Annotated in this window: 15 protein-coding genes; 7 read left to right on the top strand and 8 right to left on the bottom strand. The window is 52.2% G+C overall.

Annotated features, from left to right (window positions below; genetic code table 11):
- Positions 1–7 precede the first annotated feature (7 nt).
- The 5 genes from GS398_RS03070 to GS398_RS03050 all read left to right on the top strand — a co-directional run bounded on the left by GS398_RS03070 (position 8) and on the right by GS398_RS03050 (position 3,088).
- Positions 8–1,363, top strand: a complete 1,356-nt coding sequence (locus GS398_RS03070; protein ID WP_160905249.1) for a glucoamylase family protein — start codon at positions 8–10, stop codon at positions 1,361–1,363.
- A gap of 108 nt (positions 1,364–1,471) precedes the next feature.
- Positions 1,472–1,612 carry a hypothetical protein gene (locus tag GS398_RS03065; RefSeq protein WP_160905248.1) on the top strand — a complete coding sequence of 47 codons (141 nt, stop codon included), beginning with the start codon at positions 1,472–1,474 and terminating at the stop codon, positions 1,610–1,612.
- Between the two features lie 4 nt (positions 1,613–1,616).
- A complete protein-coding gene (locus tag GS398_RS03060; protein ID WP_202405939.1) occupies positions 1,617–1,808 on the top strand; it encodes a fibronectin type III-like domain-contianing protein in 192 nt (63 codons plus the stop codon).
- On the top strand, positions 1,805–2,647 hold the full coding sequence (locus GS398_RS03055) for an endonuclease/exonuclease/phosphatase family protein (protein WP_160905247.1): 843 nt from the start codon (positions 1,805–1,807) through the stop codon (positions 2,645–2,647). The genes GS398_RS03060 and GS398_RS03055 overlap by 4 nt, the downstream gene beginning before the upstream one ends.
- Positions 2,648–2,761: 114 nt before the next feature.
- Positions 2,762–3,088, top strand: a complete 327-nt coding sequence (locus tag GS398_RS03050; protein ID WP_160905246.1) for a hypothetical protein — start codon at positions 2,762–2,764, stop codon at positions 3,086–3,088.
- A gap of 108 nt (positions 3,089–3,196) precedes the next feature.
- On the opposite strand, the gene GS398_RS03045 is transcribed toward GS398_RS03050, so the two are convergent.
- The 3 genes from GS398_RS03045 to GS398_RS03035 are packed head-to-tail and all read right to left on the bottom strand — an operon-like array spanning position 3,197 to position 6,483.
- Complete coding sequence (locus tag GS398_RS03045; protein WP_160905245.1) at positions 3,197–5,371, bottom strand: xanthine dehydrogenase family protein molybdopterin-binding subunit; 2,175 nt, start codon at positions 5,369–5,371, stop codon at positions 3,197–3,199.
- Between the two features lie 5 nt (positions 5,372–5,376).
- Positions 5,377–5,865 carry a (2Fe-2S)-binding protein gene (locus tag GS398_RS03040; protein ID WP_237488071.1) on the bottom strand — a complete coding sequence of 163 codons (489 nt, stop codon included), beginning with the start codon at positions 5,863–5,865 and terminating at the stop codon, positions 5,377–5,379.
- Positions 5,866–5,907: 42 nt separating this feature from the next.
- On the bottom strand, positions 5,908–6,483 hold the full coding sequence (locus GS398_RS03035) for a hypothetical protein (protein WP_160905244.1): 576 nt from the start codon (positions 6,481–6,483) through the stop codon (positions 5,908–5,910).
- Between the two features lie 248 nt (positions 6,484–6,731).
- Between GS398_RS03035 and GS398_RS03030 the strand changes: the two genes are divergently transcribed.
- Positions 6,732–7,100 carry an iron chaperone gene (locus GS398_RS03030; RefSeq protein WP_160905243.1) on the top strand — a complete coding sequence of 123 codons (369 nt, stop codon included), beginning with the start codon at positions 6,732–6,734 and terminating at the stop codon, positions 7,098–7,100.
- Between the two features lie 79 nt (positions 7,101–7,179).
- Here the strand turns inward: GS398_RS03030 and GS398_RS03025 are convergent, their stop codons facing one another.
- The 5 genes from GS398_RS03025 to GS398_RS03005 form a co-directional block, all read right to left on the bottom strand.
- Entirely contained in the window at positions 7,180–8,418 is a 1,239-nt protein-coding gene (locus GS398_RS03025) for a sensor histidine kinase (RefSeq protein ID WP_160905242.1), read from the bottom strand.
- A 2-nt stretch (positions 8,419–8,420) separates the two neighbouring features.
- Complete coding sequence (locus tag GS398_RS03020; RefSeq protein ID WP_160905241.1) at positions 8,421–8,747, bottom strand: circadian clock KaiB family protein; 327 nt, start codon at positions 8,745–8,747, stop codon at positions 8,421–8,423.
- 4 nt (positions 8,748–8,751) lie between these two features.
- Entirely contained in the window at positions 8,752–9,042 is a 291-nt protein-coding gene (locus GS398_RS03015) for a circadian clock KaiB family protein (protein WP_160905240.1), read from the bottom strand.
- Positions 9,042–10,781: a circadian clock protein KaiC gene (gene kaiC, locus GS398_RS03010; protein WP_160905239.1), complete on the bottom strand. Its 1,740-nt coding sequence runs from the start codon at positions 10,779–10,781 to the stop codon at positions 9,042–9,044. Before kaiC ends, GS398_RS03015 begins: the two co-directional genes overlap by 1 nt.
- 175 nt (positions 10,782–10,956) lie before the next feature.
- Positions 10,957–11,703 (bottom strand): hypothetical protein, encoded by a 747-nt coding sequence (locus GS398_RS03005; RefSeq protein ID WP_160905238.1) that lies wholly within the window; start codon positions 11,701–11,703, stop codon positions 10,957–10,959.
- Positions 11,704–11,778: 75 nt separating this feature from the next.
- Here GS398_RS03005 and GS398_RS03000 point away from each other — a divergent pair, with 75 nt between their 5' ends.
- Positions 11,779–12,681 carry a LysR substrate-binding domain-containing protein gene (locus GS398_RS03000; protein WP_160905237.1) on the top strand — a complete coding sequence of 301 codons (903 nt, stop codon included), beginning with the start codon at positions 11,779–11,781 and terminating at the stop codon, positions 12,679–12,681.
- The last annotated feature ends 17 nt before the right edge of the window (positions 12,682–12,698 follow it).

Below are 12,698 nucleotides of genomic sequence, written 5' to 3'. Positions count from 1 at the left end.
ACCCATTATGAAACACCTTCCTTTCCTGGTATGCAGCTTCTTCCTTTTCCTCGCCGGTTTTCCGGTAAGCGCGCAAACAAACAATTCGCTTCCCGCGGACCTGGAGATCCGCAAAGGTTTGACAGATAGCGAACTGCTCGACCTGGTACAAAAGCAAACCTTCCGGTACTTCTGGAACTTCGCTCACCCTACCAGCGGCATGGCCCGCGAGCGCAGCAACTCCGCTTATGAATATGGCCGGGAAACGGTAACCTCCGGCGGCACGGGTTTCGGCATTATGGCCGTCATCGTAGCTGCCGAGCGGAAGTGGGTCGCCCGCGACAGCGCTGCCCGGTTCCTGTTAAAAATGGTAAAGTTCCTTGACAAAGCCGACTCATACCACGGCGTTTTCCCCCATTGGATGAACGGCGAAACCGGGAGAACGATCCCTTTCAGCCGCAAAGATGATGGCGCCGACCTGGTAGAAACCTCTTACCTGTTTGAAGGATTGCTCTGTGCACGCCAGTATTTCAGCCAGGATAACCCGGTGGAAAACCAATTGCGCGGCCGCATTAACGGCTTATGGAACGAGGTGGAATGGAACTGGTTCACCCGCGAAGGGCAGGAAGTACTGTATTGGCACTGGAGCCCCAACAACGGCTGGAGCATGAATTTCCCCATCCGGGGATTTAACGAATGCATGATCACGTATATCCTCGCCGCCTCCGGAAGCAACCAGAAATACGAAGTGAACGCGAACGTGTACCATCGCGGGTGGGCGCAAAGCAATTTCTTTAAAAACGGCAAAACGTATTTTAATTATAAGCTGCCGCTGGGTTTTGATTATGGAGGTCCGCTGTTCTTTAGCCAGTACACCTTTATGGCGCTCGACCCCAATGGCTTGAAGGATAGCTACGCCGATTACCAGGAGCAAACCAAAAATCATACGCTTATTAACCGGGCCTATTGCCTGGAGAATCCGAAGAAATTCAAGGGCTATGGCGAAAACTGCTGGGGGCTTACCGCCAGCGATAGCTGGGTAGGCTATGCGGCCCACAGCCCGTCGGAGGATCTCGGGGTAATTTCGCCCACAGCGGCGTTGTCTTCCTTCCCGTATACCCCCGAATATTCCATGCAGGCGCTTAAACACTTTTACTTCGACCTGGGCGATAAGATCTGGAGCGAGTACGGTTTTGTAGACGCATTCAGTGAAGAAAAGAACTGGTACGCCAAATCGCACCTGGCCATAGACCAGGGCCCTATAATTGTGATGATCGAAAATTACCGCTCCGGCTTGCTTTGGAAGTTATTTATGAACGCACCGGAAGTTAAGAACGGGTTAAAAAAACTGGGCTTTACAAGTCCCTACCTGCCAAAACAATGAAACCGTCATGTGCCCAACTCCAATGAAAAATAAGATCTTTATCGCCGCCCTTAGTTTGCTGGCTACCACCGCTATCGCGCAAACGGGCAGTAAGCCCGCAGCGGGGAAATGAGCAGCTTCATTTCCTCTCTTCTATCAAAAATGACGGTCGACGAAAAGATCGGCCAGCTGAACCTACTCACGGGAGGAGAGGCTACCACCGGCTCGGTACATTCGCGACGTGGTTGGCAGCAGTACCCGCCCGGTTAAACAATTGAAAGGATTTGAGAAGATCAGTCTCGCCGTGGGCGAAACCAGGGAGGTAATTTTCCGGATCACCGAAGAAGACCTTAAATTTTACGATGCGAACCTTAAATTTGTGGCCGAGCCCGGCGCTTTTAAGGTCTTCGTGGGAAGCAGCTCGAAAGACGTCCAGGAAAAAGATTTTACACTAACCGGTTTATGAAACACCTTTTGATCCTGTTTACCGCAGCCATGCTGCTTGTTTCGCCTGCGATGGCGCAAAAGACCGTTCGCATTGCTACCTACAATCTTCGCCTGGATAACCGTGGCGACGTAGGCAACTTCTGGGAAAATCGTGGCCCGGTGGTGGCCAACCTTATCCGGTTCCATGATTTCGATGTAGTTGGAACGCAGGAGGGTCTGCAAAACCAGGTGGAGGACCTTTCCAAATGGCTTCCCCAATACGCGCGTTATGGTAAAGGGCGTGATGACGGCAGTGATAAGGGAGAGCACTCGGCCATTTTTTACCGGAAGGATAAGTTTAAGGTGCTTAAAAGCGGCGACTTCTGGTTGTCGGAAACCCCCGATAAACCCGGCTTGGGCTGGGATGCCACCTGCTGTAACCGGATTTGCTCGTGGGTATACCTGCAGCCGCTAAAAGGAGGAAAAAAATTTTACGTATTTAACGTACACTTCGATCACCAGGGAATGGTGGCCCGCGTTGAGAGCGGCAAACTGATGCTGCAGAAGATCGCCGCGATCGCAGGCAGTGCTCCCGTAGTGCTTACCGGCGATTTTAACGGTAACCGCGAATCTGAATGGTACAAAACCCTCGCAAATTCGGGTATACTTCATGATACTGTAAAAGACGTGGAATATCCCTACGCCAATAACGCCACATTCAATGCCTTCGGCAAGGAACTGGAAGGATATGCGGTGATCGATCATATTTTTGGCACCTCAGGTATTAAAGCGACCAAATGGGGTATTTTAACAGATACCTATCACGGAAAAATGCCCTCAGATCATTTTCCCGTGATGGCGGATGTGACGATTAAGTAGCGACCCCTTGTCTTGCTTTTTTCATTTTTTTCAATCAACACAGGCAGCAACAGAACAAATCGGCCTCCGGCAGGTTATTGAAGACAGCACCGATCCAAAGGTGTGTGAAAAGCCATGTCAGAAGAAAGCAAAGACCGCAAGCATTTAAACGACGAAGAGATCATTAACCTGGTGCGTGCCGCTAAGAAGCCGGGCATGCGGTTCACCGTGGATCTTTATTTGCTCGATTATATTAAGCATTGCTTCCTCGAAGACGGCCAGCTGCAGGGAAATATCGATAAGCTCCAGCTGGTGCTCAAACACGTTGACGAGCCTGCCGCAAAAAGTGCCGTAGAGGAAGTGATCAGCAGCCTGAAATGTGTGCAAAGCGAGTACAAGGAGTACCTGGCGGATATGCGGGCGATGGCAGCGGAAGGAGATGCCGCAAGCCGAAATGAATGATCTTTATCCCACTGTAGGTAAATCCATAAGCAAGGATGCCTGGCCGTCTTACAGGCCCTATGGCATTTTTCGACCAACAAGAAAACGTATGGACTTTCCGTAAGTATATTAGCGAGTGCCGTAAATTGGCAGGTCTCTTACCCTTTTACCGCTTACCCTCGCCACCGCGTTCCCAATCGCCCCTGCACTTACCCCCATTACGATCTCCCCGATCCCGCATAGTTTTTCACCGGGACGCTGGATGATCTCGGCCTCTACTTCGGGCACATCGCTAAAGCGGATGATGGGGTACGATGCCCAGTCCCTGCTGGTAACCATGCCGCCTTCAAATTTTACTTCTTCGAATAGGGTCCAGCTTGCGGCCTGGATCATGCCGCCTTCCAGCTGGTTAACGGCATTGTCTGGACTGATGATCTCGCCGGCATCGGCTACGCACCACATTTTTTTGACGGTCGCCTTACCCGTGGCCGGATCGAGCGTCACCTGTGCCGCCACTGCGCTGTATGCCGCGTTGTTTTTATACCTCGAAAAGGCAATGCCGATGGCGGTATTCTTTTCCTTCGGCAGACGGGATACTTTTTCCTGCAGGCGAAACAGCGTCTCTTTTGCCCGCGCATCTTCGAGGTGCATCAGCCGGAAGGCGAAGGGGTCGGTCTCGGCCTTTGCGGCTAGCTCGTCCATAAAAGATTCCAGCGCAAAAATATTGGCGTACGTACCCAGGCTGCGGAGGTTGGAAACACGCAGGGGGCCGGTAAAAAAATGCGCCGTTACCGTTTGATTGGGGATGTTATAATAGGCATCCGCGTTGCGGTAACCGCCGCCGCCAACCGGGTTCGGCTTACGGATGAACGGCCTGGCGAGGTAGTTAGCGGAGATCAATAGCTCCGGGTTGCCACCGGGGTGAGTGCTGTGTGCGTCGGACCATACATCGCTGCGGAAGTGACTGATCCTGCCACCCGGCTCCAGTACCGCTGCCAGTTCCATGCACATGGCGGTTCCGTACGGCTCCCAGGCATGTTCCTCGGCGCGCGACCATTGCAGGCGCACATGTTTCCCCGGGTAGGCAACTGCCAGTAAGGCTGCTTCGGCGGCAGCGTCTTCGGCGCCGTTATGTCCAAAACAACCGGCGCCACGCACGCACTTTACGTGGATACTGGCAGCTGGGATGCCCAGCAAACGGCTCAACGTATCGCGGGCGGGATAGGCTCCCTGGCCGTGTGTCCATACCTCAAGCTCGTTATTGTGGTAAAGCGCGATGGCGCACGAGGGGCCAATCGAGCCGTGCATAATGTACGGCTTCGAATAACTGGCCTTTAGCGTAACCCGGTCCTCCGGGAACGGCAGGGCAGGGGTTTTTACCGTCCTGGTTTGAGCCTGCAGCTCTTTGAGTTGTTCCGGCAATGCTTTGGTGCTTCGGGGTGGCGTAATTACGTCCCAGCGGGTATTCGCTTCCAGGTAACGTTGTGCCTTTACTGCCTGGTATTCGTCTGTGCAGATCACGCCGAGGAAGCCCCCGTTCACCACCATTTTCAGGAGGCCCGGAATTTGTTTTGCGAGCGCAGCCTCGTCCATTTTGCCCGGCATAGACTGGTAACCTGGCGGCCTGACGGTTCGTGCATGTACCATCCCGGGGAATCGCAGGTCCTGGATATACATGGACTGCCCGGTGATCATCTGCCTGAAATCTTCGCGTTTTACGGATTTCCCGGAGAGGCGGTAGTCTTCTTTCCGTTTAACCGTAAGCGGCAGCTTGACCTCGCCGGTGAGTTTTTTGCCATTCAGCAGCTCATAGAATGAAACGGCGCGCCCCCCTTGTTTTGCGGCGATGCGGCCATTATTCATCAGCAGCGCTTCAGCCGGAACGGCCAAAGCCTGCGCGGCCAGGTCCATCAGCTCCTTCCGGGCGGCTGCGGCCGCATATCTTACGGCGAGCACGCTGGTTTCGGTGGAGGAGCCGCCGCCGGTATAGCCCTCGTTGGGCGTAACGTTGGTTTCGGAGATGATCACTTCTACCTGTCGCATCTCCATATCGAGCTCCTCAGCCGCTACCTGCGCAACGGCGGTGCAGAGTCCCTGCCCCATTTCGATCTTGCCGGTAAACACACGTACCGAGCCGCTGGCCAATACTTCGAGCCAGGCATTGATGGCCGGCACGCGCTGCAGGATCCCGGGGAGCTCCGGGTCGGCCGGTAGCAGCGAGGCAAGGGTATGCGTATGGTCCAGCGAAAACAGGATAGTAAGGCTGCCGATGGATTTAAGGAAATTACGTCTCCCGGTATTCATAGCAACTATCTGGGCTTGTTTTTTACGGCACGTTTTACGGCACGCAACACCCTGGCCTGCGATCCGCAGCGGCAAAGGACGCGCTGCATGCCCTGGCGGATGGTTTGTTCGCCGGCATTCGGCGCAGCTTTTAACAGGGCAACCGCCGAGATCACCATCCCGTTAAGGCAATAGCCGCATTGTGCCGCCTGTTCGTCCAGGAATGCCTGTTGTACAGGATGCAGGGTTCCGTCGGCCTTTGCCAGGCCTTCGAGCGTAACGATAAGTTTGTTGGTTACGGCAGTAACGGGGATCATGCAGCTCGGTTCGGCCTTGCCGTCGAGCAGCACCATACAGGCGCCGCATTGCTGTAACCCGCAGCCATATTTGGGGCCGTTTAATGCCAGCTGGTTACGAAGCACGTATAACAGGGGCGCGTCGGGATCGGTTTCCAGCGTGTGCTTTTTACCGTTAACGTTCAGGGTTACAGGTTTGGTCATTGGCGTTTTCCTCATGAAGATAGAAAAAACCTCCAAATGAAACCAGGTTGAATGATATTACTTGCTTTTAATGTTTTTGTTTCCCTTCAGGCTTTCCTTTGCTTCGGTAAACCAGAGCTGGGTAACCAAGTCGGGATTAATGGCCATGTCGATGGTGTTAAACTTCGACCGGGAGACGTCTTCTACCCAATGACAGGTATATACCGCATTGCCGAGCTCGATGGCCGCTGTCTCGTTTTCCCCGTCGTTATAAGTAACCGGGATGCGGTTCTTGTCCGTTCCCTCGCTATAAGTAAGTGATATGTAGTGTTTTATGGAATTGTACAGGGCGATGGCCAGGTTGTTCTGCGCAGGCTTAAAATACGCGCCACCTTCGAAAACCTTGCCATTGGAGAGTTTGAAATATACATATTCCGGTTTCCATTTGCCGTATTGCATGCCGGCGAATACGAGGTAATCTTTTTTGCTGCTCTTTTTATCCGCTCCGGCTCCGGCAAGCCGCATCTTATTGGCCACTTCTTCGGCTGTGGCGCCGAATTTAACGCCGAGGAAAGAATCCACCGGGATGGCTGTTTGTGCCTGCGCAGCTGCGAAAACGAATAATAGCGCGAGTAAGGTGATATGCTTCTTCATGGGTATAAGTTAGAATTAATATAGCGATGTTGGTTTCGGGCACGAAGTAATATGATTGTGACCGCGAGCTCGTAGATGTTTTCTTACCGCCGGGGTATTTTTTAAGATCCCCGGGAATCGTACATTGAATTTAAATATTAATTGACTGATTATGACGTGGCTGCCAGCCTCGGCCTATGAAGCGCCGGAGCGACGACATGCTTTCGGAGGCCACACCGCAAACCTTATAACTTTTAATCCAGGTAACCATGCTTAAACCCGCAGATTTCGAAGATTACAAAAGAAATTTTTCCCCGGAGATCCAGGATGTATTAAACAAGGCCCGCGCCATTATTAAAGAGGCCGCACCCGGCGCAGAAGAAGTGATCAGCTACGGGATGCCCGCTTTTAAGCAGGATGGCATGCTGGTATATTTCGCGGCAGCAAAAAAGCACCTGGGCTTTTATCCCATGCCTGCGGCGATCACAAAGTTTGAAGAAGAGCTGGCCGGATATGTTACGTCTAAGGGCGCAATACAGTTCCCGTACACGAAGCCGGTTCCGGCTCAACTGATTGCGAAGATCGTGAAGTTTCGAATAGCCGAAAATCAGGCTAAAGCGGGGGCAAAGAAAAAATGATCACCGCGATAACGTTCAATCAGTGAGGTGGTGCTTACCGGGCCCGGCCAGTTAAAAAGGCGAAGATCTATGCCCATGTTTATAAACAGGGTACCCTGAAATAAAATGTAGCGCCTTCTCCAAACCGGCTCTCTACACCGATCGTTCCATCGTGCGCCTTAACGATCCCGGCGCAGATATACAGGCCTATGCCCAGGCCGCTTGCCTGGAAGTTCTTGTCTTGTACGCGGTAAAAGCGTTCGAAGATCAGCTCCTGCTGGTCGCTCGTGAGGCCTATCCCAAAATCGGTGACGGAGATCACTATCTCATTGCCGTCTTTTACGGAACTCATTATGATGTCTTTCCGCTCGCGCGAGTATTTGACAGAATTGTTGATAAAGTTCATCAATACCTGCTCTAACCGCTCGAAGTTGCCTGATACTTTGCAGTCTTCGGTTAGTTTCTTTACAAACCGGTAATCGGGGTAAATGACCGAGGCGTTTTCCGCTACCGAGGTTACCAGGTCGGTTACGTCTACCCGCTCGTTCCTGAACTCGAGCTTGCCGGCGTTTATTTTGCTTACGTCGAGCAGGTCTTCTACCAGTGTGGTCAGTTTGTTACCCGACTCGTTGGCTTTCACGATAAACCGGCGTACGATATCAGGTACCGGTTCTTTCTTGTAAAAGATCATCAGCTGCAAGTATCCTTTAAGGCTGGTGAGCGGCGTTTTTAACTCATGACTGGCAATGCCGATGAACTCATCCTTCAGGTCCATGGCCTTCCGGGCAATTTCAAGCTCTTCGTTCTGGGCTTTTATCAGGCGCTCGCTCTCCTTTACGGCGCGGAGGTCGGTAAGAATGATATTCAGGAACTCGCCATCGTCCAGTGAAAGGCCGGTGGCCGATAACTGGAACGGCAGCAGCTCGTTGTGTGCACCCTGCAATGCCAGTTCAAAGCGGGTATTATGGGTCCAGCTTCCATCGATCACTTTTTCTATAGCGGCTCTTTGATCATTGGGAACAAAAGTTGTGAATGGCACCCCGATCACGTGTTCGAGCGGCTGGCCCAGCAGTTCCGCGAAACGCGAATTGCTGTACAGGATAAAACCCTGCCGGTTAAGGGTAATGGCGCCTTCCTGCATGTTCTCGATAAAGATCCGGTAGGTATGGTCGGCGCTCTTAAGAGTATATAATTGGCTGCCGTCCTCGCCCTGCACGATAAAGGCGTCTACCTGGCCTGTGCGGATGGCGTGAATGGTATCATTCGCTTCCTCCAGCTGGATCTTTAGCTCTTGCAGTTCGGCTGCCAGCTCCTGGTATGTTTTGGCCAGATTGCTCATGATTATGAAATAGTGATGCCAAGGCCCGAGAGCACTTTCGCCGTATTAGACATATCGCCGATCAATCTCCTTTTGGGCTCGGGTGACAATTTCACCAGTAAGGGAAGCGCGATCACCTGCTCTTCCCTTGCCAGGACCGGCTGTTGGTGCACGTCGATAATATCCAGTTGGTAGCGGCCGGGGAGATACTTTTCACAAACCTGCCTGATGTTGTATACCGCCCGCGTAGAATTGGGTGAAGCGCCTGAAATAAATAAACGAAGCACATAAGCGGATGGCTCGTTTGCGTCTTTACATTCATCATCCCCGGTAACCAGTTTTTCTCCCATCGGGTTATTTTAAGGGGCGGATGTTTAGTCCCACCAGTACTTTTTCTTCGTTAGAGAGGTCGCCGATAATTTTTCGTATCGGTTCCGGAACTTTGCGCACCAATGTGGGGATGGCGAAGATCTGGTCGCCTTCTGCCAGCTGCGGTTGTTCGATTAGGTCAATCACCTCTATCCGGTAGCGGCCCTTTAAATGTTCTTCGCAATATTTTTTAAGATTGGCAAGGGCCGTCATCGACTTAAGGGTTTTGCCTGCGATGTACAGCCTGAGCTCCCATTGTTTGCTTATTGTCGCCATTATTTTTTGCCTTTTCTCTTTACAGGATCACCCTGCCGATTGGCGCCGCCACGTATCCGCGCCATGTCTGATCTTGTTTTTCGCATGATCTCTTTTTTAAGATCATCTTCGATATATACTTTGTTCAATTCTTCTTCTACCGATTCAAATTCCGACCGCAGGCTGGCGATCTTGGCTTCGAGCACCATGCGTTTGCGGTCTATTTCGCGGTCTTTGCGGTTCGAGGCATGTGTGCGCAGTACCTGGCCGGTCTGTTCTTCCAGCTGCTGGGCTTCACGTGCCGATCCGGTTAACACGCCCTCGGGACCGATATACACGTCCACGAGGCTCAGTCCGTCGCCGGTGATCATAAACTCACGCACCTGGTTAGAATGGCGCATTCCCCGCGACTTCATTACGTAAAGGCCGCGGTTACGTTCGCCGTTGTTCTCCATGTCCCTTACGGTGATCCAGGCGTCAACCAGCGAGGACACTTCTTCATCCGTTTCTTCGTTGATCTTGGTGATCCGGCTTAAAGCGGTGAACATAGCGGTAATGCCTTCGTTCTGCAGGAAATCGAGCAGGCGTGTCATCATCGATTTCACTTCGCTTACCGAACCCACCGAAATAAGGTTGGTGATCGGGTCGACCACTACCGTAGCGGGCTTATGTCTTTTGATGATGTTATAGATAGAGACCAGGTGCATTTCTAACCCATATAACGTTGGCCTGGAGGCGTGAAACAAGAGCAGGCCGTTATCTACGTGCTGCTGCAGGTCAAGGCCGATCGACCGCATGTTGCGAATGATCTGCCCCGGCGACTCTTCGAAAGCGAAGTAGATACATTGCTCGCCGCGCAGGCATGCCGCATTGATGAAATTAGCGCCGATACTTGTTTTCCCGGTGCCCGCGGTGCCCGATACCAGGATGCTGCTGCCCTTGAAGAAACCCTTGCCGCCAAACATCTGGTCGAGCGAGTGGAACCCGGTAGAAACCCGGTCTGATGATACTTCGCCCTGCAGCTTTAAAGAGGTGACGGGCAATACGGAGATACCGTGCTCATCGATCAGGAACGGGTACTCGTTAGTGCCATGTACCGAGCCGCGATATTTTACCACCCGGATACGACGTGTGGAGATCTGGTGGATCACCCGGTGGTCGAGCAATATTACGCAATCGGATACATACTCTTCCAGGCCCTGGCGGGTGAGCGTTTTCTCGCCGCGTTCGCCGGTAATAATGGCGGTAACGCCCTTTTCTTTCAGCCACTGGAAAAGCCTGCGCAGCTCGGCCCTCAGGATGGCCTCGTTGCTGAGTCCTGAGAAAAGCGATTCGATGGTGTCGAGCACGACCCGTTTGGCGCCGATGCTGTCGATGGCATGACCGAGGCGGATAAAAAGGCCCTCGAGGTCATATTCACCGGTTTCTTCGATCTCGCTCCGTTCGATGTGTACATGGTCGAGGCGGATCTTCTTTTCTTCCTGGAGCTTTATGAGGTCGAACCCCAGCGATGCCACGTTTACCGTGAGCTCGTCCATTTTTTCTTCAAATGCAACAAACACGCCCGGCTCGTTGTATTCGGTGGCGCCGCGTACGATAAACTCGATAGAAAGCAGGGTCTTTCCGCAGCCCGCGCTCCCGCATACCAGCGTGGGACGACCGGCAGGGAGGCCCCCGAGCGTAATTTCATCCAGCCCCTGGATCCCGGTAGGGGTTTTACGAAGCGTGGATGCGGGTAACGATGGCTTTATTTTGGCCATAATATAAAGAGGTTGTTTGATATGATCTGTGAAAGTTACGATTACGACGGAAATCCGCTTAAATATCGACTCTTAAATCGCGGTATACTTCCCCAGGTTGTAAAAACAGGTAGTTTTACGCGGAATTTATGTTATAACCACGCAAGGCAGGGGTAGTTGAAGTGATGTTCTCGCCTCACGCTTCCATTTTCTTCAGCTCTTCTTTCGCTTTGTTGATCCAAACGCGGCTTGTTTTCTTTTCTACCGCGCCCAGGTGCGGTGCCTCGTCCATCATCTCGCCGAACACTTGTTGCGCATCGCCGTGGCGACCGGCCCGTTTCAGGAATTCCCCGTAATGATAACGATGTTCGAAGCATGAATAACGCCCCTTCATGGCTTTAAATTCTTTTTCGGCCAGGTCCGGCTGACCGTTACGCTCCAGCGCCTGTGCATAAATGATATGTGCTTTCGACCGGTTAAATTGAGATGCCCGGTACACTTTTTTTGCAGCCCTGATGGCATCGTCGTACCGTTCCTCGTTAAAATAGGCGATGACAAGTTGGGAAAGACCGTGTTCATTCTCGGCAAACGCACCGGTAAGCGCCGGTTCGTATACGGCTATGGCCCTGTTGTTGTAACCGGCTTCCAGGTAGGCATCGGCAAGCCTGATCTTGTTATTAAAAGTGTCTGAAAAGCGGAGTGCATCTTCCAGTCTTTTGATCCTGGCCCCGGGATTAAATACGGCTGCCAGGTCGATATTGGGCGTTTTTACCCGCCGGTTGGCGAGAATTTCTGAGTAAATATAAGCGAGGCAGCCCACAACAGGCAGCAGCACGATCACAAACAACCACCTTCCCTGCGTACCCCTGCGGAAAGAATGAAATACGCAAAGCGCCTGCAGCCCTACAATGACGTAATAGTAATTGGTATTTATGAAAGACATGGTCGTGTTAATTAATCAAATTTAAAAATTTACCGTATCCTGCAAAGGATTTGGAATTGCTAATTTTACAGGTGCATGCTATCCCAAAGTCACCAGGTTTTCCTGAAAGTTGCCGCGTTGTTAAGCTTCTCGAAAGCGTCGGAGGTGTTGTTTATCAGCCAGCCCGCCGTAAGCAAACACATCCGGCAGCTGGAACGGCATTACAAAGCCTCGCTCTTTGAGCGGAAACGGAACACCATCGAGCTTACGTCCACCGGTAAGGTGCTTAACAGCTACCTGCTGCAGGCCCTGCAGATAGAACGGCAGCTCGAATTTGAGATGAGCACGCTGCAGCACCAGTCTGACGCCACCGGCCATCTCGTGGTAGGCGCCAGTACTACGGTAGCGTTGTACATCATTCCCAAAGTGCTTTCCGGGTTTCACCGCCAGCATCCGCAGCTGGAGATCCGCCTGGTGAACCGCAATGCGGAAAATATTACCACCGCGCTGTTAAATCACGAGATCGATCTTGGCATAGTAGAGGTGGAAAATAAGCTGACGGCCATCACTTACCAGCATTTTATAACCGATGAGATTATTGCCGTATGTGCCGCACAAAGTAACGTAACGAGAAAAGAGACGCTAACAATTACAGATCTCGTAACATTGCCCATCGCATTGCGCGAAAGAGGCTCCGGAACGCTGGCGGCGCTCGGACAGGCGCTCCTTAAAAACGGGATAAAGATCACCGACCTGCAGGTGAAGGTGCGGCTGGGCGGAACCGAAGCCCTGAAAAACTTCCTGCTGGCCGACCCCAGTATCGGCTTCCTGCCAAAGCGATCGGTAATTAAGGAACTGGCCTCCGGCGAACTGGTCCAGCTGAACATTCCAGGACTGCAGGTTACCCGCGATTTCTTCTTTATTCAACGAAAAGGCTCAGAAGAGTTCTCGCTTACCAAGCACTTTATCCGCTATTGCAGTGCTGTATATAACTTATAGTTATACGCTATTTAAAC

The organism is Hufsiella ginkgonis (assembly GCF_009834915.1).
Taxonomy (GTDB): Bacteria; Bacteroidota; Bacteroidia; order Sphingobacteriales; family Sphingobacteriaceae; genus Hufsiella; species Hufsiella ginkgonis.
This window is presented reverse-complemented; position numbering and strand designations above follow the sequence as displayed.